The 22,095-nt window shown below is 54.7% G+C and carries 18 protein-coding genes; 8 read left to right on the plus strand and 10 right to left on the minus strand.

Annotated features, from left to right (window positions below; genetic code table 11):
- Positions 1-50 precede the first annotated feature (50 nt).
- The 5 genes from nuoF to K9N21_09885 form a co-directional block, all read right to left on the minus strand.
- Positions 51-1,895, minus strand: coding sequence for an NADH-quinone oxidoreductase subunit NuoF (nuoF, locus tag K9N21_09865; protein ID MCF8144214.1), 1,845 nt, complete (start codon positions 1,893-1,895; stop codon positions 51-53).
- Positions 1,885-2,367 carry an NADH-quinone oxidoreductase subunit NuoE gene (nuoE, locus tag K9N21_09870; protein ID MCF8144215.1) on the minus strand — a complete coding sequence of 161 codons (483 nt, stop codon included), beginning with the start codon at positions 2,365-2,367 and terminating at the stop codon, positions 1,885-1,887. The genes nuoF and nuoE overlap by 11 nt, the downstream gene beginning before the upstream one ends.
- A 609-nt stretch (positions 2,368-2,976) precedes the next feature.
- Positions 2,977-3,318, minus strand: a complete 342-nt coding sequence (locus tag K9N21_09875; protein MCF8144216.1) for a carboxymuconolactone decarboxylase family protein — start codon at positions 3,316-3,318, stop codon at positions 2,977-2,979.
- Positions 3,319-3,398: 80 nt separating this feature from the next.
- Entirely contained in the window at positions 3,399-5,189 is a 1,791-nt protein-coding gene (locus K9N21_09880; GenBank protein MCF8144217.1) for a thioredoxin family protein, read from the minus strand.
- A gap of 123 nt (positions 5,190-5,312) precedes the next feature.
- On the minus strand, positions 5,313-6,581 hold the full coding sequence (locus K9N21_09885) for a trypsin-like peptidase domain-containing protein (GenBank protein MCF8144218.1): 1,269 nt from the start codon (positions 6,579-6,581) through the stop codon (positions 5,313-5,315).
- Between the two features lie 219 nt (positions 6,582-6,800).
- On the opposite strand from K9N21_09885, the gene K9N21_09890 reads away from it, so the two are divergent.
- Positions 6,801-7,961 (plus strand): TraB/GumN family protein, encoded by a 1,161-nt coding sequence (locus tag K9N21_09890; protein ID MCF8144219.1) that lies wholly within the window; start codon positions 6,801-6,803, stop codon positions 7,959-7,961.
- 9 nt (positions 7,962-7,970) lie between these two features.
- Here K9N21_09890 and K9N21_09895 read toward each other — a convergent pair whose 3' ends face one another.
- From K9N21_09895 to K9N21_09910, 4 genes are all read right to left on the minus strand, one after another.
- On the minus strand, positions 7,971-8,939 hold the full coding sequence (locus K9N21_09895; GenBank protein MCF8144220.1) for an NAD-dependent epimerase/dehydratase family protein: 969 nt from the start codon (positions 8,937-8,939) through the stop codon (positions 7,971-7,973).
- A 267-nt stretch (positions 8,940-9,206) separates the two neighbouring features.
- Positions 9,207-10,862: a chaperonin GroEL gene (groL, locus tag K9N21_09900; protein MCF8144221.1), complete on the minus strand. Its 1,656-nt coding sequence runs from the start codon at positions 10,860-10,862 to the stop codon at positions 9,207-9,209.
- A 63-nt stretch (positions 10,863-10,925) separates the two neighbouring features.
- Positions 10,926-11,213: a co-chaperone GroES gene (gene groES, locus K9N21_09905; GenBank protein ID MCF8144222.1), complete on the minus strand. Its 288-nt coding sequence runs from the start codon at positions 11,211-11,213 to the stop codon at positions 10,926-10,928.
- Positions 11,214-11,606: 393 nt separating this feature from the next.
- The gene (locus K9N21_09910; protein MCF8144223.1) at positions 11,607-12,563 is read right to left on the minus strand and encodes an NAD-dependent epimerase/dehydratase family protein; all 957 of its coding nucleotides are present in this window, start codon (positions 12,561-12,563) and stop codon (positions 11,607-11,609) included.
- A gap of 357 nt (positions 12,564-12,920) precedes the next feature.
- On the opposite strand from K9N21_09910, the gene cysS reads away from it, so the two are divergent.
- From cysS to K9N21_09940, 6 genes are all read left to right on the plus strand, one after another.
- Entirely contained in the window at positions 12,921-15,233 is a 2,313-nt protein-coding gene (cysS, locus tag K9N21_09915) for a cysteine--tRNA ligase (protein ID MCF8144224.1), read from the plus strand.
- Between the two features lie 135 nt (positions 15,234-15,368).
- Entirely contained in the window at positions 15,369-15,752 is a 384-nt protein-coding gene (locus tag K9N21_09920) for a zinc ribbon domain-containing protein (GenBank protein ID MCF8144225.1), read from the plus strand.
- Between the two features lie 4 nt (positions 15,753-15,756).
- Positions 15,757-16,983: a hypothetical protein gene (locus K9N21_09925; protein ID MCF8144226.1), complete on the plus strand. Its 1,227-nt coding sequence runs from the start codon at positions 15,757-15,759 to the stop codon at positions 16,981-16,983.
- 66 nt (positions 16,984-17,049) lie between these two features.
- The gene (locus K9N21_09930) at positions 17,050-17,790 is read left to right on the plus strand and encodes an ABC transporter ATP-binding protein (protein MCF8144227.1); all 741 of its coding nucleotides are present in this window, start codon (positions 17,050-17,052) and stop codon (positions 17,788-17,790) included.
- A 1-nt stretch (position 17,791) separates the two neighbouring features.
- Positions 17,792-18,751 carry an ABC transporter permease gene (locus tag K9N21_09935; protein ID MCF8144228.1) on the plus strand — a complete coding sequence of 320 codons (960 nt, stop codon included), beginning with the start codon at positions 17,792-17,794 and terminating at the stop codon, positions 18,749-18,751.
- Positions 18,752-19,082: 331 nt separating this feature from the next.
- Positions 19,083-19,289: a hypothetical protein gene (locus tag K9N21_09940; protein MCF8144229.1), complete on the plus strand. Its 207-nt coding sequence runs from the start codon at positions 19,083-19,085 to the stop codon at positions 19,287-19,289.
- Here K9N21_09940 and K9N21_09945 read toward each other — a convergent pair.
- Positions 19,258-20,991, minus strand: coding sequence for a DUF6178 family protein (locus K9N21_09945; protein ID MCF8144230.1), 1,734 nt, complete (start codon positions 20,989-20,991; stop codon positions 19,258-19,260). The genes K9N21_09940 and K9N21_09945 overlap by 32 nt on opposite strands.
- A 243-nt stretch (positions 20,992-21,234) precedes the next feature.
- Between K9N21_09945 and K9N21_09950 the strand changes: the two genes are divergently transcribed.
- Positions 21,235-22,059 carry an alpha/beta hydrolase gene (locus tag K9N21_09950; GenBank protein MCF8144231.1) on the plus strand — a complete coding sequence of 275 codons (825 nt, stop codon included), beginning with the start codon at positions 21,235-21,237 and terminating at the stop codon, positions 22,057-22,059.
- Positions 22,060-22,095: the final 36 nt, after the last annotated feature.

The following is a 22,095-nucleotide window of genomic DNA, read 5'->3' on the forward strand; positions in this document are numbered from 1 at the left end:
CTGATCTCTTCCTGAAATTGCAGATGTTTCTTTTTCCCAACCGTCTTTCATCAGGTTCCGGCCGCCGCCTTCCTATCTTCATTTACGATTCCGGGCGAGCTTTTCACGATTGCGTCGAAGGGACAGACCGTATAGCACATTCCGCAGCGGATGCATTTGTCCCCATGTATCTCGAACGGAATCTCCTTTTTCTTGTCACCGGTAATGGCATCTGCCGGGCAGTTCTTCTTACAGGTCCCGCAGAGTTTGCAGGCCTCCTGATCCACATGAAATTGGAGCAGTGCCTTGCACTTGAGTGCGGGGCAGCGCTTCTCGTAAACGTGGGCCTCATACTCATGACGGAAATATTTCATGGTCGTTATCACTGGATTGGGCGCTGTCTGGCCGAGCCCGCAGAGGGAACTCTCCTTGACGGCCTCTGCCAGGTCCATGAGTTTTGAAAGGTCGTCCGGCTCGCCCCGGCCCTCGCAGATATCATCAAGGATTTCCAGCATCTGTTTTGTGCCCATCCGGCAGGGGGTACACTTGCCGCAGGATTCCTTCTGGGTGAAGTCCAGAAAATACCGGGCCAGGTCAACCATGCAGGTGGACTCGTCCATCACCACCATCCCGCCCGAACCCATGATGGAGCCCGCCTTTGCCAGGTTTTCGAAATCCACCGGGGTGTTCAGAAACTCCTCGGGCAGACAGCCTCCCGAGGGCCCCCCTGTCTGCACCGCCTTGAACTTTCCCCCGTCGATGATGCCGCCTCCGATGTCGAAGATGATCTTCCTGAGCGGGGTGCCCATCGGAACTTCGATGAGGCCGCAGTTGGCCACCTTTCCGGTGAGCGCAAACACGGCGGTCCCGGGACTCTTTTCAGTGCCGATGCCGGCAAACCACCGGGCGCCCCGGTTGATAATCTCGGGAACCGTGGCAAGGGTTTTCACGTTGTTGATGATGGTGGGCATGCCCCATAGGCCCTTCACCGCCGGGAAGGGGGGCCTGGTCCTGGGCATGCCGCGACCCCCTTCGATGGAGCCGATGAGTGCGGTCTCCTCGCCGCAGACAAAGGCTCCGGCCCCCTGGAAGATGGTGATGTCGAAGTCGAACTCGCTGCCGAACACCCTGTTGCCCAGAAATCCATTTTCACGGGCCTGTGTAATGGCGATCCCGAGACGCTTTATTGCCAGAGGGTACTCGGCGCGGGCATAGACGTATCCCTTTGTGGCGCCGATGGCATAGCCTGCGATGATCATCCCCTCAATCACCTGGTGGGGAGTGGCCTCCAGGATGGAGCGGTCCATGAATGCGCCCGGATCGCCTTCGTCCGCGTTGCATATGATGTACTTCTGATCCGCCTCGACCCGGGCGCAAAATCCCCATTTCACCCCGGTGGAAAATCCGGCGCCGCCCCGTCCTCGAAGGCCGGCTTTTCTTATCTCTTCTATGACGTCCTCCGGGGACATCCCCCCGAAGACCTTGGGCGCCGCGATGTAGACACCGGAGCGGATGGAATCCTCAATCACTTCCGGATTGATGTGGCCGCACCGTGCCAGTATAATGCGCTCCTGGTTTGCATAAAACGGGATTTCCGCATAGGTGGCGATGGGCGCGTCCGTTGCCGGGTCCCTGTAGAAGAGTCGCTCCACCGGCTGCCCGTTTTTGAGATGGGATTCGACGATCTCCGAACAATCCGTTTCTTGGACCCCGGAGTAGAAGATGCCTTCCGGCTCTATGATGACGATGGGACCGCGCTGGCAGAAACCGTGACATCCGGTACGTTTCATGTGCACGCCGGTGAGACCGGCCTTTTCGATCTCTGCCGCAAGCGCATTATAGGTGGGAATGGCGCCTGATGACACGCACCCGGTCCCCTGGCATACGATGATGGTTTTCGGCTCTCTATTTCCCATCGGCCTCCTCCTTTAAAGAAGCGCCTCGCGCCTTTTTCAATACCTTTGACGCCTTTTTGGGCGTGAGCCGGCCGTGCACATCGGAGTTCACAGTGATGCAGGGGGCCAGGGCACAGCAACCGATGCACGCCACTGTCTCCAGGGAAAACTCACCGTCTCTTGTGGTCTCGTTTTCCGAGATGCCCAGTTCCCGTTCGACGTTTTCGAGGATCTGGTCGGCCCCCCGTACATGGCAGGCCGTTCCCCGGCAAACACACACATGGTATTTTCCCACCGGCGTAAACCGGAACATGGTATAGAAGGTGGCCACGCCGTAGACCTTTGAGAAGGGGACCCCTGCAAACTCCCCGATCTTCCGCAACGCCTCCTCGGGAAGGAACCCGAGTTCTTCCTGGGTCTTCTGAAGCAGGGGAATGATTTCGCCTGCCGTTCCCCGGAATCCGGAAAAAATCGCAGACAACTGCTTTTCCATATAACAACTCCGATATTGAATTTACGCGATGTGATAAAATATCTAAAGCGGATACCCGCAACCAATCCCGCCCAGGCGGGACTCACACAGAGACACAAAGCACACAAAGGTCTTTTTTGTAAATAAACGGGAACATGCCCTTTTCTCTGTGTTCTTTGTGGCTCCGTGTGAGTCAATGAAATAAGGCGTACTGAGATACAAACAGATTTTCTTGTTTTTTGTTACAGGGTTATTGGAAATAAGGTACTAAGACGGCCTGACGGCCGCAACCAAAAATGTATGGGTGAAACTCCCGGAAGTCTTCCGGGCGCTTACCGATATGGCGCCGACTTCTCCGCATGGTGCAGAGGAGTTACAACCAAATGATTCAATATAAGTATTGATCTGCTTTTTGCTACCGCTACGTGACTGCGTCTTCGTGATTTATGACAGTCATTATTCCTACGCTACGCACATCAAGAATAAACCGATGGAGGCAATACGACTGCTTTGCTGCATCGGGCAAACGGTCCTTGCGGTGGCCTCTGAAAACAATCAGCAATAACAGGAAACGTTTCAAGTCAACTCCCCGGCTGATTTCAAAATCGGTGCGTGTCAGCCCTGACTGTACTACTTTTCCAGCTCATCCAGGAGCTGTATGACCCTCAGGGACTCGGCGATCCCGGTCGTTCCCCGCATGCTCACGACGACGGAAATGGTTTCCAGGATCTCCTCCCTGGTGGCCCCGCCCTCCAGGGCATATGTGGCCTGTCCCAGCACGCAGTTGCGGCATCCTGCCCCGAGGGCGATTGCCATCGCCATGAGCCTTTTTGTCTTCGAATCGAGCGCCCCATCCTTGTATGTAATCGCACCCTGATCCCTGACCGCCTTCAGTACATCGGGGAGCAGTTCCGCAAACCTCCCCAGATTCTTCACTCGATTTGCATTGAGGTCCTTCTGACTTTCCGCCATGATGTCCTCCTTTTAAACGAAGATTCACATTTAGAAACCCTTTGTTTGTGATTGTGTGTACCAAGAGGGGCGTCCCTCACTTATTGCGACGCGGGGATCATCGCCTGGGTCATCCTGGTTAACACCTCATTTATACTGACATAGGATTCAATCCTCAACTCCTTTTGTTCCGTGCCCAGGCGGTTCAGAAATAAAATGGTGGGAACCCCCCGGATCTGATATTTTCTGAGAAGGGCCTCATGGTGCGGATGCCGCTGGGTCAGATCCACCCGGATGGGCAGAAAATGCCTGCTCAGTTCTACAACCTTTGGGGCGGTGAAGACATTTCTCTCCATCGCCTTACAGGGGCCGCACCAGTCCGCATAGAAATCCAGGATCACCGGCCTGTTGTCCCGGGCCGCGTCAGCCAGAACCCCCTTTGTATAGGGAATCCAGGGAACCCCTTCGAGGTGCCGGGGGGTGAGAAGGAAAAAGGCGACTGCGCCGGCGATCAGGACGACGCCCAAGCCCTTCTTGACCTTTGAAAAAGTCGGGGATGTGTGGCGGGTCCTGTCGAGCCAGCCTAAATGGATGCCGGCGGCCACGGCAATGGCAACAAAGAGGATGATCCGTGCCGAAGGATCAGGGATCAAGGGTTGAAGGAGATACCCTGCCATCCCCACCAGGACCCACCCAAAGATTTTCCGGATCCATTCCAGCCATCCTCCGGCCATGGGGAGCCGTTTCAGTGCGCCTGAAAACACCGCGAGCACGGCAAGCGGGAGCCCCATGCCGATGCTGAGGACAAAGAAGTAGAGAAACCCCAGAAAAGGATCTCCCTTCTGTCCCACATAGGTCAGGAGGCCCAGGATAAAGGGACCGAGGCACGGGGCCGCCACAATGCCCAGGGTCATGCCCATGAAAAAGGTTCCGAAATATCCTCCGAAATTTCTCGATGCCAGACGGGTCAACCCGGACGGCATCCGTATTTCCCAGAGACCGAAAAAACTCGTGGCCAGGACGACAAGTATTGCGGCCACCGCGATCAGGACGATCGGGTTCTGGAGGACCGAACCCAACATGGCCCCGGAAAGGCTGGCCGTGACACCCAGGATGGAGTTGGTAACGGCGAGCCCGCAGATATAGATGATTCCTTGAATAACGATCCCGCTTCCGGCTTCCCGGTTTCTCCCCCCGAAATAAGAGACCGTGATCGGGATCAGGGGATAGATGCAGGGGGTCAGGTTGAGGGCCAGGCCGCCTAAGAAAAGCCCGATCAGGGTCAGCCACAGACCGGCCCCGGTTCCACCGGCAGGCAATTCGCCTGGAGCGGCTTCCTGTCCTGCGGGACCCGGAAGACGCCCGCTTCCAATGTCGGTGCCTGCATCGTGCGGCACAACGGTCAGGGAGAGACTGACCGGCACGGTTTCGGGCGGGAGACATGATATGGCGGAACATGCCTGATATGAAAACCTGCCTGTTATCTCCTGCGGACCGGCCGGCGCGTCCGGGCTGATGACGACCCTCGCCGCAACCTCGAACTCCCCGGAAAGGACCTCAATCGGCCCTTTTGCATAAGGAAACTGTTTTTTTTCAGGGGCCGGAAACTCCAGGTCTGTTACCTTAAACTGAGAGGAATCGGGAAAGGAAAGCCTTGAGGGGATGAGCCCATCGTGGCCCGATCCGGCACCATGGATATACCATGGGGGCGCGACCCGGATCCGAAAACGGACAGGATAAGATCCGCCGGCAGGGTATTCGTCCATAGACCGGAGCGTCTCCACCTTGACCGTTGCGGCCCAGGAGGGAAAAGACCCGGAAAGAAAGAGGATCAGCAGAATGGAGAAGACCCGCAACCCTCTTATTGCCCTCGAATTATTCTTGGACGTCACAGTCCGCATTGCCTCCCGGCGTTTTTCAGGCGTAGCTCCAACTTATTAAGAACCGTCCAGAGGGCAAAAGGTCTCAAAAAAATATTGCGAAATAATCAATTCACCGAACCCCTGCTTCAAATTCTATTTGCCTGCCGCTTTCTTGCCTAAGGTGCTCCATATGTCCTTTGTCTCGCCTCTCCTGAAAATGGTGAGATGAATTTCCTGGCCGGGCGCCAGGGTCAAGAGCTTTCGCCTGAAGAGGAGGAAACTCTCCAGTGGCTGCCCGTTTAATGCCGTGATGATATCATCCGTCTGGATGCCCGCGGCCTCGGCCGGGCTTCCCTTTTCCACCTCCGTAACGATCGCTCCCGCGTCGGTCGGATACCCCAGCTCAGCGGCAGTCGCTGCTGTGAGAGGCACGGCCCTCACGCCGAACCATCCCCGTTCTGTTTTGCCCAGGACCAGCATCGGCATCACCTCTTTTACCGTATTAATGGGGATGGCAAACCCGATGGACTGCGCCTGGGAGACAAGGGCCGTATTGATGCCGACCACTCCCCCGTAAAAATCGATCAGGGGACCGCCGCTGCTTCCCGGGTTAATGGCCGAATCCGTCTGAATGAAATCCACGAATTCCTCACTCAGCACCGGAGACACCCTCTCCTTTGCGCTCACGATCCCGAAGGTAACCGAGTGCCTCAGCCCGAGGGGGTTTCCGATGGCAAGGACCATTTCACCGACCCGCAAGGCATCGGAGTCTCCCAAAGGAAGGACCGGCAGCAGGCGATCCGGCTCGATCTTGATGAGGGCCGTATCGGTAACGCGGTCCGCGCCGATGATTTTGGCCGGATATTCCTTTTTGGCGGCGGAGAGAACTACCCGTATATCGGTGGCGTTGTGGATGACGTGGGCATTGGTCAGGATATATCCCTGCTCGCTGATAATGAATCCTGAACCCAGGCTGAAGCCCTCATCCCTGTAAGGGACAGGAACCTTGAAGGGAATGATGTCAAAAAGGTTTGAAATGCCCGGGATCCTGAACGGCAGAATATCATTGGGAGAGAGTCCGAACCTTGCCTCCTTTTCTTCCACACGGTTGGTATAGATGTTGACGACCCCGTACCGGGTGGCCTCCGTGATCTCGGCAAAGGTATTGTTATGAATCGGTATGTTTTCACGCTCTCCCTCCTGATCCCTTTCAATCCACAGTCCCGCCAAATCAATATCCTGGAAAGAGAGGTCCCGGAAGCGCTTATCAAAAACCGGATCTTCACTGCTGACCAGAGCCTTTTCCATGTTTCCGGATTTAGGGGTGATGGTGCAACCGATACCCAGGACCATCACGAGGGTCAAGACGATTCTTTTCAGGAAACAGGATGCACAGGATGGCGGTAATAATATGGTTTTCATAGGGGCCTCATCATTTAGAGGCTGATAAGCCGATGAGCCCGTGGGCTGATCCTCTCAACAGCTTAACAGCACCTCAAACAAATTCCATTTCTGAATATACCATATTTTCATCACAGATGGGCCTTTTAGATCAGGCCGAAATCAAACTCCTTGGAAACCGGGGGGATTTGTGGTATGAGCCAAGACCTGTGTACCGAGCATTCGAATTGAGGGACCATGATGATCCAAAGCGATAACCGGCATTCATTGACCGTTGATGACAAAGAGATCATACTTCTGGGCACCGCCCACATCTCCGAAGAAAGCGCTGAACTGGTGGCAGCGGTAATAGAAGAGGAGCGGCCCGACACGGTCTGTATGGAGCTCTGTGAATCCAGATACCAGGCCTTGACCCAGGAGAATCGCTGGAAGGAGACCGACCTCATCAAGGTTATCCGGGAAAAGAAGGCCTTTCTCCTCCTCTCCAACCTGATGCTGGCGTCATTCCAGAAAAAGATCGGAAAGAAACTGGGGATCAAACCGGGAGCGGAAATGCTGCGTGCAATTCAGGCCGCAGAGAGTGCAGGCGCCGAAATATTCCTTGCAGACCGGGATATCCGCATTACCCTTTCCAGGGCATGGCGGTTGATGGGTTTCTGGACAAAGATGAAGCTGCTGTTCCAGTTGATTACCTCCATGGGCGATGTGGAGCGCATTGAAAAAGAAGATATCGAAAAAATGAAAGAAAAAGATGTGCTCGAGGCCCTACTTGCGGAGATCGGAGATCTCCTCCCCGAACTGCGGCGGGTCCTGATTGACGAAAGAGATCTGTATCTGACGGCCAAGCTTCGAACCGCTCCCGGAAAACGGATCGTTGCAGTGGTGGGGGCGGGCCATGTGCCGGGAATCCGGAAGCGCTGGAGCGATCCGGTGGACATTGCGGCCCTGGAGGTTCTTCCGCCCAAGGGGAAGCTCATGGGGTTCTTGAAGTGGGGGATTCCGACGTTCGTTATCGGTTTGATCATTGTCGGCTTTTTTTTGGCAGGGGCTGAGGCGGGATCTCACATGATCAAATGGTGGGTCCTGGCCAACGGGATCTTTGCAGGCATCGGGGCGGCAGCGGCACTGGCGCATCCCCTGACGATCCTGACGGCCATTGCGGCATCTCCCGTCACCTCCCTGAATCCGATGATCGCCGCAGGCTGGGTGGCCGGGCTGGTGGAAGTTTTTCTGCGCAAGCCGAAAGTGAAGGATTTTGAACGGCTCCCTGAAGATATCGGATCTCTCAAGGGATTCTGGAAAAACAAGATCACCCGGGTCCTGCTGATCGTGGTCCTCACCAATATGGGGAGTTCCCTCGGGGCGTTTGTCGCCCTCCCTCTCATGGCCAAGGCGTTTTAGTTGCCGATCCTAGATCCCATAGTATTCCCGATACCACGTCAGAAATAACCGGATGCCCTCTCGCAGGGGCATCCGGGGGCTGAATCCCAGGCATTCCCGCGACCGTTCGATGTCGGCCACTGTCTCGGGCACATCTCCCGGTTGAAGCGGCATCATCTCTTTTTCCGCTTCCTGTCCCAGTTCCTCTTCGATGACCCGGATAAACTCCATCAGACCGACGGAATCGGAGTTGCCCAAATTGAAGAGATCATAAGGGACGGGTCTTTCAATGGCCCTGACGGTTCCATCGACAATGTCATCAATATAGGTGAAATCCCGCCGCATTTTTCCGTAATTATATACCTTTATTGGTCGTTTTTTCAAAATCGCATCGGTGAACAGAAAGAGGGCCATGTCCGGACGGCCCCACGGCCCATACACCGTGAAATATCTTAGCCCGGTGCAGGGGATCTGAAAGAGGTGGCTGTAGGCATGGGCCATGAGTTCATTGGCCTTTTTTGTCGCCGCATATAAAGAGATGGGATGATCCACCCTGTCTTCCACGCTGTAGGGGCTTTTGGTGTTGTTCCCATAGACAGAGGAAGATGAGGCATACACAAAATTTTGAATCCGGTATTCACGCGCCAGTTCCAGGAGGTTCAGGAAGCCCTCCAGGTTGCTTTTCTGATAGGAGAACGGATCTTTCAGCGAATGCCGGACACCGGCCTGGGCCGCCAGATTGCAGATTTTTGTGATTCGGCGTTCCTCGAAGATTGTTTTCAATGTCCCGAGGTCCTGGATATCTGCCTGATAAAAACTGAAACTTTCATAGGGTTTCAGAACCCCCAGTCGCGCCCGTTTCAGGTTTACATCATAATAGGGATTCAGGTTATCCACCCCCGTCACCGCATACCCCTTTTCCAGAAGGGTTCTGGTCAGATGAAATCCGATAAAGCCTGCTGATCCTGTTACCAGGATGCTTTCTTGATGATCCGTCACCTTGTTGCCTCCCTGTCAGTGAAATGCCTGTCCGGCTGGTTTTTACCAGAAAAGAGGGGGAAGATCCATTGATTTGTTCGACCTGTGCGCTCGGACCCTCGCGAACTCCCCATAGTTGCGGCCGTCCGACCGCCTTTCCCGGAGCATCCATGCGGGACACAAAAAAAGAGATCGCATCCCGGTGCATCATGCTCCGCGATACGATCTCTTCCAGGGGTGTCTCAAGCGGGATTAATCCCGCTCCTATTCAGGTTTGAAACGGCCTGATTACATCATGCCGCCCATTCCGCCCATTCCACCCATTCCGCCCATTCCGCCTCCAGGAGGCATGGCCGGCATGTCTGATTTTTCTTCCGGCTTTTCAGCAATCATTGCTTCGGTGGTCAGAAGCAATGAAGAGACAGATGCCGCATTCTGCAGGGCGAACCGGGTCACCTTGGTGGGATCGATGATGCCCGCCTTCATCAGGTCTTCATACTCATTGGTCTCGGCATTGTAGCCAAAGCTGCCCTTCTTGCTCTTGACCTTTTCGACCACGACCGAGCCCTCGGCCCCGGCATTATTTACAATCTGGCGAATCGGTTCTTCCAGTGCCCGCATGACCAAGTTGACGCCGGTCTGCTCTTCGCCTTCCAGCTTCATCTCGGCGAGGGCAGGGATGGCGCGAAGCAGGGCAACACCACCACCGGGGACGATGCCTTCTTCCACGGCAGCCCTTGTGGCGTTCAGTGCATCCTCTACCCTGGCCTTTTTCTCTTTCATCTCGATCTCGGTGGCAGCGCCCACGTTGATCACGGCCACGCCGCCGATCAGCTTGGCCAACCTTTCCTGAAGTTTTTCACGATCATAATCAGATGTGGTCTCATCAATCTGGGCACGGATCTGCTTGACCCTCCCTTCCAGGTCACTCCGCTTTCCGCCGCCGTCCACGATGGTCGTGTTATCCTTGTCGATGCGGATCGTCTTGGCCGTTCCGAGGTCATTAAGGGTAACATTTTCCAGTTTCAGGCCCAGGTCTTCCGAGATCACCCTGCCGCCGCTCAGGATGGCGATATCTTCCAGCATGGCCTTCCTTCTGTCGCCGAACCCAGGGGCTTTGACAGCGGCAACCTGAAGTGTTCCTCTCAACCGGTTGACTACCAGCGTGGCCAGGGCTTCACCTTCCACATCTTCGGCAATGATCAGAAGGGGTTTTCCCATCTTGGCGATCTGTTCCAGAATGGGGATGAGGTCTTTCATGGAACTGACCTTTTTTTCGTTCAACAGGATATAGGCCTCACTCAAAGAGACCTCCATCTTTTCCGCATCGGTGACAAAGTAAGGGGAGAGATATCCACGATCAAACTGCATGCCCTCAACCACCTCAAGGGTGGTGTCCATACTCTTGGCCTCTTCCACGGTAATGACGCCTTCTTTTCCGACCTTGTTCATTGCCTCGGCAATGATGCTTCCGATGGTGCTGTCGTTGTTGGCTGAGATGGTTCCCACCTGGGAGATCTCATCCTGGTCCTTGGTCGGCTTGGAAAGCTTCTTCAATTCCTGTACCGCGCGCTCCACGGCCTTTTCAATTCCCCGCTTGATGGCCATCGGGTTGACGCCTGCGGCGACCAGTTTGGATCCTTCTCTGTATATGGACTGGGCCAGCACCGTCGCCGTGGTGGTGCCGTCACCGGCGATATCCGAGGTCTTGGAGGCCACCTCTTTCACCATCTGGGCGCCCATATTTTCAAATTTATCTTCCAATTCAATCTCTTTGGCAACCGTGACGCCGTCTTTGGTGATATTGGGCGCACCGAACGATTTGTCCAGGATAACATTTCTTCCCTTGGGTCCCAATGTAACCTTTACCGCATTGGCAAGGGTGTCGATTCCCAAGAGAATCGATTCCCTGGCCTTTACATTATACTTGATCTCTTTAGCCATTCTATATCTCCTCCTTACGGTTATTTGACCTGGTCAACAGAAAATTGCGATTCAAAAAGGCAGCTATTCGATAATGGCGATGATATCATCTTCTCTCATGATGAGATGCTCTTCACCATCGATTTGGATTTCAGTTCCGGCATATTTTCCAAAGAGGATTTTGTCCCCGGCCTTGACCTCGAGAGCGATCTTCTTTCCGTCATCCGCCACCTTGCCGTCTCCGACTGCAATGACTTTTCCCTCGACCGGCTTTTCCTTGGCTGTGTCAGGGATGATAATGCCGCCCTTTGTCTTTGCTTCCTCTTCCACCCTTTTTACGATTACGCGATCATGCAATGGTCTTACTTTCATTTTGTCTTCTTCCTCCCGAAATAGTATAGTTGTTGCATAAATCCAAAATTGCCTTCAAAATACCTGCGCCTCACCTCCCCTTAAAAAGAATCAGTTCAACAACGTGTGTCCCCCTGTCCGTCGCCCCGGCCCGGCAGCTGATGACCGGCAGGTCGTGATGGAGAAACGCGGTTTTAAACATACGTTTCGTAATAAATGCGGCGGCAGGTTATTTATCAGACCCGGGTTTTGAGGATGAATGCAAGTCCTTGATGTCATCCTAAAAACACAAGAATATCCAAGCGCGCACGACTTTAATCTGAGAAAAAATAAGATCGACGGATAAATTGTCAAGGGGCGAGATCAAAAAACGTTTGCGCCTGACTCAGAATAAAAGTTTGTTATGTTCACGCGTTACGTTTGGTGCAAGCGCCATTCCACGGTCTCGCGGATGCCTTCCCGCAGACCGGTCTCCGGAACCCAGCCCAGGATGCGGCGGGCCTTTTCTATGACCAGACAGCTCTTTGTCAAATCCCCTGGCCTGGCAAGCTGGCGATCCAGTACGGCGAGTGTTCCGGACATGTCGGAAGAATGTCCCTGAAAGATCTCAAATATGGTTTGATAGAGATCCAGGGTCCGGGTGCCGACGCCTGTCCCGATATTGAAACAATCTCCCGAGCCTTTTTCCAGGGCGGCCAGATTGGCCCTGACCACATCTTTCACATAACAATAATCCCGCACCATCCCGGCCTGGTCCTCTGCAAAATGATTCAGGACGGAACGTTTCCCCTGAAGGAGGTTATTCATGAAGATGGCCACAACCCCGGCCTCGCCATGGGGAACCTGGCGGGGGCCGTAGATATTGGCATAGCGCAAGGTGGTGTAATCGAGCCCGTATTGATGGCGGTAATATTCCAGATAGTGTTCCGAAGAAAATTTGGAGACCGCATAGGGGGAAAGGGGCCTGGGCGGATACGCCTCGGACGTGGGATATTCTGATGCCTCCCCATATATGGCTCCGCCCGAAGAGATAAAAACCACTTTGCCGACCCCGTGCTTTCTGGCGGCCTCCAGCAGATTGAGAAGGCCTTTGATATTCACATCCGCGTCGAAAAGGGGGTCTGCGACCGAATCCGGAACGCTCATCTGGGCTGCATGATGATTCAGGACATCCGGTCTTTCCCTTTCCATCACCTCCGCCACTTGAGGCGAACGGATATCCAGCTCATAAAACTGCGCTTGGGGGTTGACGTTGGATCGCTTTCCAGTGTAAAGATTGTCCACGACCACGACCCGGTGTCCGGCATCGATGAAACCGTCCACCACATTGGACCCGATGAATCCGGCCCCGCCGGTTACCATTATTTTCACCGGAACTCCTTAAATAAAAGAATTAGAGAAACAGATGACCATGAATCCACCCCAGCCGCTGACACGGTGCACAAGGCGTCGGGCCCAGGGATTTCATCCAGCAACGAACAACAAATGACCGGCAACCAGTGACAGGTTGGACACGGGTTGCCGGTTTCAAGTCCCGGATTTTCGACAAACATAGTTGATTGTCAACCGCAGGCGCAAGATATACCAGGGGTCCGGTCAAAGGTCAACCCTTGAAAGAGGTCCCGTCCCGATGTTCCCATTGAAACCGGATAACGATTTGTTGTATTAGGGGACGCCTTTTATTATATTCATGCGGTCCAGAAGAGATGGGACCGGAATGAGAAGCGAATGACTGAAGGAACCAAAAATATCCTTGACCAGATCGGCGGCACACCGCTGGTTCCGATCACCGCCCTGAACCGAAACAGGAATGTCCAGATACTGGCCAAGCTTGAGAGTTTCAACCCCGGGGGGTCCATCAAAGACCGGCCTGCCCTCTATATGATTGAAGCTGCCGAGAAATCCAGGGAGTTGACCAGGGATAAAATCATACTGGAGGCTACCAGCGGCAATACGGGGATCGGCCTGGCCCTGGTGGCTGCCGTTAAAGGATATCGCATCCTTTTGACCATGTCCGAGGCCGTGAGCGAAGAGCGGGTAAAGATTCTCAAGGCCCTGGGGGCCGAAGTCGCGTTTACGCCCGCTCACCTGGGAACGGACGGGGCCATAGAGCATGGATACCAGTTGCTGCGTGAACATCCGGGAACCTACTGGCTCGCCGATCAATTCAACAATGAGGCCAACTGGATGGCCCATTATTATGGCACGGCCACGGAAATCTGGGAGCAGACCGGGGGCGATTTCAATGCCGTGATCGCAACCATGGGAACGACCGGCACCCTCATGGGAATATCCAGACGCTTTCGCGAAATGAATCCCCGGATCCAGATCATCGGGGTTGAACCATATCTGGGCCACAAGATCCAGGGCCTCAAGAATATGAAGGAGTCATACCGGCCCGGCATCTTTGAAAAGGCCCGGGCAGACCGGATTATCAATATCGATGATGAAGAGGCATTTGAAACCGCACGCCTGTTGGCCAGAAAAGAGGGGCTTTTTGTGGGGATGAGCTCGGGCGCGGCCGTCGCCGTTGCACTTAAGGTCGCAGGCGAAATGGATTCGGGCCGTATCGTCGTGATTCTGCCGGACGGGGGCGATAAATACCTGAGCACTCCCCTCTTCACCGCCAGGAAGAAGTCCGGGCTGCGTCTATACAATACCCTGACCCGCAGAAAGGAGTCGTTTGTTCCCCAGGAAGAGAATCGGGTCTCCATATATGCCTGCGGTCCGACCCTCTGCCAGATGATCGATCTCAACCACTGCAGGCGTCTTCTTTTCTCAGACCTGATCCGGCGGTATATGGAACTGAAGGGCTATGATGTGACCTTGGTCATGAATGTCACAGACCTGGATGACCGGACTATCGAGGGGGCTGAAAAGGCCGGTATTTCTTTGAGAGAATTTACAGACGGGTTCTATGATGTACTGATGGCGGACATTGACAGCCTCGGCATCAAGCGTGCGACAGCCTACCCCAGGCCCAGCGAACATGTGGACGACATGATCGCCTTCACCCAGAAACTCCTTGAAAAGGGATATGCCTATGAAAAGCTGCGCTCCATCTACTTTGACATCTCCCGGTTCAAGGACTACGGCAAACTGTCGCGGATCGACCTTGACAAGATCAGGTTAGGTAAGACCGTTGACCTGGACCAATACGAAAAGGAAAACCCTCGGGACTTCACCCTGTTGAAGCGCTCTACACTGAATGAGCTGAAGCGGGGAATTTTCTTCAAGACAATCTGGGGAAATGTCCGGCCGGGGTGGCACATTGAATGCGCGGCCATGGCCCTGAAACACCTCGGGCCCACCCACGATATCCATACCAGCGGCGTTGCCCTGATATTTCCCCATCACGAGAACTCCATCGCCATCAGCCAGGCCGTCACGGACAAGCCCCTTGCCAATTACTGGCTCCATAACGAACCGGTAATGGACGACAACAGCCGTCCGGCAGAGGCCACGGAAAACGGGCGTGTGACACTGAGGGATCTCATGGCCCGGGGCTATTCAGGGAGGGAAGTGCGATACTGGCTTCTCAGCAGGCATTATCGCAAGCCGATATTTTTTTCCCGGGCCAAGCTCGATGGGGTCAGGAATACCCTGTCCCACCTCGACACCTTTGTTCAGAAACTTCATTCCGCCAGGCCCGGCCCAATCGATCCGGAAATGGATCAGACGATCTATGCCCTGCGACAAAAATTCATCGAGTCGATGGATGATGATTTCAATGTTGCGCCTGCACTGGCCTCTCTGTTTCAGTTCACCCGGACGGTCAATAAGAAGATGGACCGGAGCGGCCTTGATCCTTCTGACCGGGAGAAAGTCCTGACCGCCCTGGGGCGTGTCAATTCCGTCCTGGGGATCATGAGATTAAAGCCTCCTGCAGAGGACGCCGCAGTGGAGGAACTGGTGCAGCGGCGCGAGGCCGCCAGAGCCAAAAAAGAATGGGCCCTGGCCGATGACCTGAGACAACAACTCAAGGGGATGGGCGTGGAAGTCATCGACACCAAGGAGGGGCCGGTTTGGCGCAAGGATTGACCATTGACGATTGACAGCTGAATATTTATTATTTGTTTCTGAATAAGCTCCGTGAACCGGGAATTTCAAAAGCAACCATCGCGCACCGGCTCCCGTACCGCGAGACCCGATGTCAAACTTTAGATCAAAGGTAAAATGCCCATTTACGAATACGAGGCCGTAGACCCCCGGAAGGCCTGCCGGACATGTGCGGGTCCCTTTGAGATCATCCAGGGGATGGATGAGCCCCCCCTTACCACCTGCCCTTCCTGCGGACGAAGGGTCAAGAAAGTCATATCGTGGTGTCGTGCGGCGATCGTCGAGACGTCTGACGAGCATGGCCGGGTAAACAAGAGCATCTCTGAATACGAAAAAGCCGGGATGTGGAGCCATGCCGCCGAATTGGCAGATACCCATTCGGAAAAGGTCGGGAACCACGATTTGAAAATAAGGGCCCTTGATGACTACAAGAAGGCCGGGTATGATCTCGGCACCCTGGAAAAACACGCCCAGACAAAAAGCGATTTGAAGGAGGATTGATGTGATGAGAGTGAAACGCAACCATTCGCCCCTTATCATGGGATGTTTCGTGGCTGCCCTATTTGTGTTGTCCCCCCTCCCCACCTCGACATTTGGAGAGACCGCAAAAAAAGACCTTCCCCCACGGGCCGTCTCCGTATCTCCCGAGTTCACAGGGGTGGTGGTTCCCGGCGGGGACGACGTGAGCATCAATCTTATGGTGTCCAACGGGGGACAGAAGGATGAAAATATCGATCTCCACCTGAGCGCGATCCCGGAGGGGTGGAAGGCCTGGATCAAGACCTATGAGTTCGGTGTCACAGGGGTTCATGTCAAGAGCGATACCGAGAAGAATCTGACGCTCCGGGTCCAGCCGGACAAGGATGCGGCTCCGGGCGATTATGCATTGGAAGTCCAGGGACAGACCGAGGACCGCCAATTGTCGTCTACGGGCCGGGTGGTGATCACGGTTCAGGAGAAAAAAGAAGAGAAGCGGCCTGAAGGGGTGAATATCGTCACGTCGTATCCGGTGTTGACCGGACCGACGGATGCCAAGTTTGAGTTTTCCGTTGAGGTGGAAAACAAATCAGACAAGGAGGGCATTTTTAATCTGGCCGCTCAGGCCCCTGAAAACTGGACGGTCAACTTCAAGCCGGCCTACGAAGATAAATTTATCTCCAGCCTGAGATTGAAAGCGGGTCAAAGCCAGACCATGGCGGTGGAAGCAACCCCCAACCCCTGGTCAGAACCGGGGGAATACCCTGTGTTGCTCAAGATCAGTTCCCCTGAGGCCGAGGGCCAGGTGGCGCTCACCGTCATATTGACTGGCACCTTCAAAATGGATGCGGGCACGGCCAACGGGCTGCTCTCCCTCCCTGCTGTCAGGGGAGAGACTTCCCTGGTCTCATTTTATGTCAAGAATACCGGATCCGCTCCCTTGAATAATGTCAGGTTTATCTCTTTTCAACCCGAAAACTGGAAGGTGGCCTTTGCGCCCGAGTCCATCGACACCCTGGCACCTCAGGAACTCAAGCAGGTGGAGGTCTCCATCACCCCGGCGGGACAGGCCCTGGTGGGCGATTATTCGGTCGGACTCCGTGTGGAGTCGGGGAGCCCACCGAAGGCGGACAAGACCATCGAGATGCGGGTGAGCGTGACTGCCTCCGCCGCATGGGGATGGATCGGCGTCGGGCTCATTGTCTTTGTTATGGCCGGACTTGTATTTCTGTTCACCCGTCTGGGAAGGCGCTAAATCGGGAAGGGACGGAAGGCGCCACGTCGCCTTCCCAAACCTCCGTGGTTTAGTTTGGACTGTAAAATGATTATCGAGACCATCGACCTCACCAAGCGATACGGACGTCAGACAGCCGTGGACCGTCTCTCTCTCAGGATCAGGGATGGGGAGATCTTTGGATTCCTGGGGCCTAACGGCGCAGGTAAGACCACCACCCTCCTGATGCTCCTGGGCCTGACCCGCCCCTCGGGCGGTTCTGCAACGGTATGCGGCCTCAGCCCCTTCAGGATGGCCAGGGAGGTCAAGCGCCATGTGGGATATCTCCCGGAGAATGTCGGTTTTTACGGGGATATGGATGCGGTGCAGAGTCTTGAATATGTGGCTGCCCTGAACGGCATCGGAAGCAGGGAGGCAAGTGAGAAGATCGACGATCTGTTGGAGTTGGTGGGTCTCAAGGGAAATGCACGCAAAAAGACCGGGGCATTTTCCCGGGGAATGAAGCAGCGGCTGGGCATTGCAGAGGTCCTTATGAAGGATCCGACGGTCCTCTTCCTTGACGAGCCGACCCTGGGTTTGGATCCGGAAGGGGCCATTCAGATGGTCGGCCTGATCCAGTCATTAAACCAGACCAGAAACATCACCGTGCTCCTTTCATCACACAACCTCAGCCAGGTACAACGGATATCCCATCGCGTCGGGATCATGATCTCCGGCAGCCTGATCGCCGAGGGGTCGATTGACGCCCTGGCAAAGGAGTCGTTCGGGGTCGGTGAAAGGGAGTATTCCTTGGAAGAGGTCTATCTGAAGTACTTCCAGGAGGTATGATATGCAGGGTCTGTATGCGGTGTTCAGGAAAGAGCTTCAGGATCAGCTGAGCAGTTACCGGTTTGTGATCCTCTTTGGGCTCATCGCCATGGTGAGCTTCATCACCAGCTACATGGCGGCCGTTCACATGAGAGAAAATCTGGAGGCCCTGGCTACCACGCAATTTCCGTTTCTGATGCTCTTCAGCACCCCCGGCGTCATGTTTTCCATGGTCCAGTTCGTGGCATTTTTCGGCCCTCTCATCGGCCTGGTGTCGGGCTTCGATGCCATTAACCGGGAAAGGGCACAGGGGACCCTGATAAAGGTTATATCCCAACCTGTCTACCGCGATGCCGTGATCAACGGTAAATTCCTGGCCGGCGTGGCCACCATCGCCATTATGTTCACGGCCATTCTCTTGGTTATATCCGGATTCGGCCTGGCCCTGGTCGGGGTAGTCCCCGGGATTGAAGAAATATGGCGGCTCATTATATACCTCCTCATCAGCATCTTCTACATTGCATTCTGGCTCGGCCTTTCCATCCTTTTCTCCATCCTCTTCAAGAGCATCGCCACCTCGGCCCTGGCCTCTGTTGCCCTCTGGATTTTCCTCTCTTTTTTCATATCCCTGGGGGCTGAGGTCGTTGCCAATACGGTTGCGCCGATCGATCGCCAGAACGAGTCGTCGCCTGAGGCGGTGCTGAAACATGCCCATATCCAGGAAGCGGTGTCCCTCTTTTCTCCAATGATCCTCTACTCCAATGCCACGGCCACCATTATCGACCCTATGCGAAAAACGACCCGATCCATCATACTCATGGGCCCGATGGAGGAACTCCTCTCTGCCCGTTTTCAGAATCCCCTGGCTTTAGGGCAGAGTCTCCTGGTTGTCTTTCCCCATATTATTGCATTGATTGCCATCACGGTTATCTGTTTTGCCATTTCATACACCGTATTCATGTTGCAGGAGGTCAGGACATAAGGGCAGTGCCTAAAGTGAGCTAAGGTCTGAAGTGGCTGAAAAAACTCTGAACCTCTGAACCCCAAACCTGGCGACCCATTGGGTTGCGGGCGCAGCCCGCGTTAGTACCTGGTCTTCTGTCATGAAAAACAAGAAAATATGGCCATCCTTGCACTGCACGCTTACCCTTCCGTCATTCCGGCAAGATTGCAGCCGGAATCCAGAAATACGGCGGACTGGATTCGGGCTAAGGGCATGCCGGAATGACGGGACAGCACACAGGCGTTTTGGTTGCGGTTATCCGCGTTAGGCACCTTATTTATATACACTTACTTTTCGGGGAGGTTTGCGTATGAACATCGAAGAGCTGATTTCAGGAAAAGGCGATGGCGAAAAGGTTCCTGTGGGGAAAGTCTCGCTCCCTGTCTCTGCCCTGAAAAAATTCGTCAGGGACGGTTACCTTCACATCAAACCCTATGAATCGGAACATACCTTTTCCATGTGGGGAAAGACCTGCACCGGCTGTTTCAGCGAGCAGGAGGTGCTGGATCGGGGCTGATGATGATGTAGGTGCTGAACCGCCGATCCAGGGCATTCGCCTGCATCCGTTCATATTCCCGGCAGAACCCCTCCCAGATTACTGGGAGCGTCTCTTTGAGGATGGCAGCGGCCTCGGAATCCCATCCCGAGGCGACGGCCATGAAGTCATTTACGAATACGTCTTCAAAAGCGGCCATCCGGTAGGGGGCGTGGTCATCTCCTGACCGGAGAAACCGGAAGAACTGTTTCGCCTCATCCAGGGAGATGCCTTCAAAAGAGGGGGTCAGGTCGAGAATCCACCTGGCCCATAGGGTAAAGAGAAGGGAGTGGAATATCAACTCAGGGGGACCGCCGGCCTCCTGACTGAAGGAATATCGGGTGGTCAAGTCCGCCAGCAATGCGTCGATCGCCATCACCCGGTGAAGGAGGGTGCCGACCTCTGCCAATTCGGCATCGTGTTCAAAGTCCCTGTACTCGCCATCCCTTTGTTGTATGTCATAATACAAGGGCCGCTTCGCCACCAGACCTGAGAGGGGGTAGCCCCACGCTTCTCCCCAGAAATCAAAGCCCAACCCCTTTTGTCTGAACCAGCTTTTCTTGAGCCAGCGCTCCGCCTCCCACTTCATTCCCTGAGCCAACCCGAACCCGGCCCTGAAAAGAGACATCAAGGCGTTGTGTCTCAGGAGGGCCTCTGCGGCCCCGAGGTCCTCACCACACATCCTTTCGAGAATGACATTCATATATCCTGCAGACTTCCTGCAGGTCTTTTTGAGAACATCCATGTCATGGATCGGGAGTCCGTCTGCAGAGAGAACCTGATTGCAGAGCCCGGCAAATTCCAGCCGGACCCGGTCGATAAAGCGGGCATCCGTAATCCCGGACAGGGTTTTTGTCAGGAGGCTCCGGCCCTCCACAAAGAACAAAGGCAAATAGGGCGCCATATCAAGGACATCTTCATCCACATGGCCGACCCTTTGCGCTATCTGCGTATCCGACGTCAAGTCATCCGGCTGCAACGGGGCGTATACGGCCATGGCCTCTTCTTGAGGAAGAAACCCATGTTCGGCCAGGCGGATATTTTTCATCCGGTACATATCCTCCTCCAGTTCCGCGGGGAGGATCCCTGCCAGTCCCGAAAGGAAAGCCTGGTACTTGAGTAAATCCGCATCCGCCATGGTCCGGAGCATGGCCTGGATGGTTTCCATCCGGTCCGGGTCAGCTACCCTTATGTAAAAAAGCCCATCCAGGGTGACGAATCCCTCTTCGAAGTCATTGTCCTCATCTTCGTCCCTGATCGCCACCTGGATGTTTCGGAAGAGATAGTAATAGGCAAGGGACTGGCCATCCGTAAAGAGCCATCCGGTTAACCTCTCGGGATCGGCCAACTGAAGGCGACGGAGCCATTCAGAGGTCTCTTCCATGTCGAGACGATCTCTGTCCCATAATTCCAGATCCAGGAGGTACTGCCACTGCTCAATGGAGGCCAGCCGCAATAACTGGAGGGCCCCCTCTTCGCCCATCTTCTTTATCAGCCAGAAGAAATCCTCGCTCGGCAGGCGGTGAATCAATTGCCGGGGGGCCGGGTGTTCCAGGATACTGTTAATGACCACTTTATCCGGAAGGGTATGAAGATCCTTTAAGATGGAACCGGCATAAGCCTGGATGCTTTTATTCCCCGTCGTGCCCGCATCTGATGGGGCCTTGTTTTTCGATTTTGTCAATGGATGAACCTCACCTGTATTCTGATTTGACTATTGCCTCCTCCGCAGTCGTAAATTCCCCGTAATGGGGTTGGGTAGAGCGGAGAGAAACTCGATGCTTCATGCCTTACGGCTTACTCCATACTTCCTGCTCCTTGCGCCTCACACCTCTGTTATATTCTTGACAAAAAGGGAGGAGGGTGTCAAGGCTATGGATCAGATTCAAGAATACCCGCAAGGATAATGAAGCTGGAGGCACCCACCATGATAGATATTTCGACGATCGATTACTCGGTCCTGGACCGGCCTGAGATCCTCATGTTTCTGTTTCATCCCCGGCCTGAAGGGGATGATTCCCGGACCCGACGCCGCGGAGAGGACCTGGTGATCCCGGTTGAAGGGGATGTTTCGGTGGGCGCTCGGTTCCATATGGGTGAGAAGGGGGCGCCCACTATCCTCTTTTTCCATGGAAACGGTGAAATCGTGGCAGATTATAACGACATGGGCCCGGTTTACAACCGGATCGGGGTCAATTTCCTGCCGGTCGATTATCGGGGATATGGTCGCTCAACCGGCCGGCCCACCATTACCGCCATGATGAGGGACTGCCATATCATCTTTGATTTCGCAAAGAATTGGCTTCGGGAAAAAGGCTGTCACGGGCCGTTCATTATAATGGGCAGGTCCCTGGGCAGCGCATCCGCCCTTGAGCTTGCCTCCCATTACAGAGACCGGATCGACGGCCTCATTGTCGAGAGCGGGTTCGCCTTTTCCGGGCCCCTTCTCCAGCTCCTGGGCGTTGACCTGAGGGCCATCGGTTTTGAAGAAGAGGCCGGTCTCGGGAATATAGAGAAGATCCGGAGGGTTGACAAACCCACCCTGATTATCCATGCAGAGCTGGACCACATCATTCCCTTTTCAGACGGGCAGGCCCTCTTCGACGCCTCCCCTGCGCAGGACAAGACCCTGCTCAAGATTGCCGGCGCGAATCATAATGATATCCTTATGCGGGGGCTTTCCGACTACATGGCCGCAATCGGCGCGCTCATCCGGAAGGTCACGCCTGAAACAGGAATCAGAGGTCTTTAGACTGAATAGACATCATCTCACCTTTTCCCAGCCAGT

This window comes from Deltaproteobacteria bacterium (assembly GCA_021737785.1).
Lineage (GTDB): Bacteria > Desulfobacterota > DSM-4660 > Desulfatiglandales > Desulfatiglandaceae > AUK324.

Coding starts and splice junctions, on each gene's coding strand:
- nuoF (MCF8144214.1), bottom strand. CDS start 1,895: ATGGGAAATAGAGAGCCGAAAACCATCATCGTATGCCAGGGGACCGGG.
- nuoE (MCF8144215.1), bottom strand. CDS start 2,367: ATGGAAAAGCAGTTGTCTGCGATTTTTTCCGGATTCCGGGGAACGGCA.
- K9N21_09875 (MCF8144216.1), bottom strand. CDS start 3,318: ATGGCGGAAAGTCAGAAGGACCTCAATGCAAATCGAGTGAAGAATCTG.
- K9N21_09885 (MCF8144218.1), bottom strand. CDS start 6,581: ATGAAAACCATATTATTACCGCCATCCTGTGCATCCTGTTTCCTGAAA.
- K9N21_09890 (MCF8144219.1), top strand. CDS start 6,801: ATGATCCAAAGCGATAACCGGCATTCATTGACCGTTGATGACAAAGAG.
- groL (MCF8144221.1), bottom strand. CDS start 10,862: ATGGCTAAAGAGATCAAGTATAATGTAAAGGCCAGGGAATCGATTCTC.
- groES (MCF8144222.1), bottom strand. CDS start 11,213: ATGAAAGTAAGACCATTGCATGATCGCGTAATCGTAAAAAGGGTGGAA.
- cysS (MCF8144224.1), top strand. CDS start 12,921: ATGACTGAAGGAACCAAAAATATCCTTGACCAGATCGGCGGCACACCG.
- K9N21_09920 (MCF8144225.1), top strand. CDS start 15,369: ATGCCCATTTACGAATACGAGGCCGTAGACCCCCGGAAGGCCTGCCGG.
- K9N21_09925 (MCF8144226.1), top strand. CDS start 15,757: ATGAGAGTGAAACGCAACCATTCGCCCCTTATCATGGGATGTTTCGTG.
- K9N21_09930 (MCF8144227.1), top strand. CDS start 17,050: ATGATTATCGAGACCATCGACCTCACCAAGCGATACGGACGTCAGACA.
- K9N21_09935 (MCF8144228.1), top strand. CDS start 17,792: ATGCAGGGTCTGTATGCGGTGTTCAGGAAAGAGCTTCAGGATCAGCTG.
- K9N21_09940 (MCF8144229.1), top strand. CDS start 19,083: ATGAACATCGAAGAGCTGATTTCAGGAAAAGGCGATGGCGAAAAGGTT.
- K9N21_09950 (MCF8144231.1), top strand. CDS start 21,235: ATGATAGATATTTCGACGATCGATTACTCGGTCCTGGACCGGCCTGAG.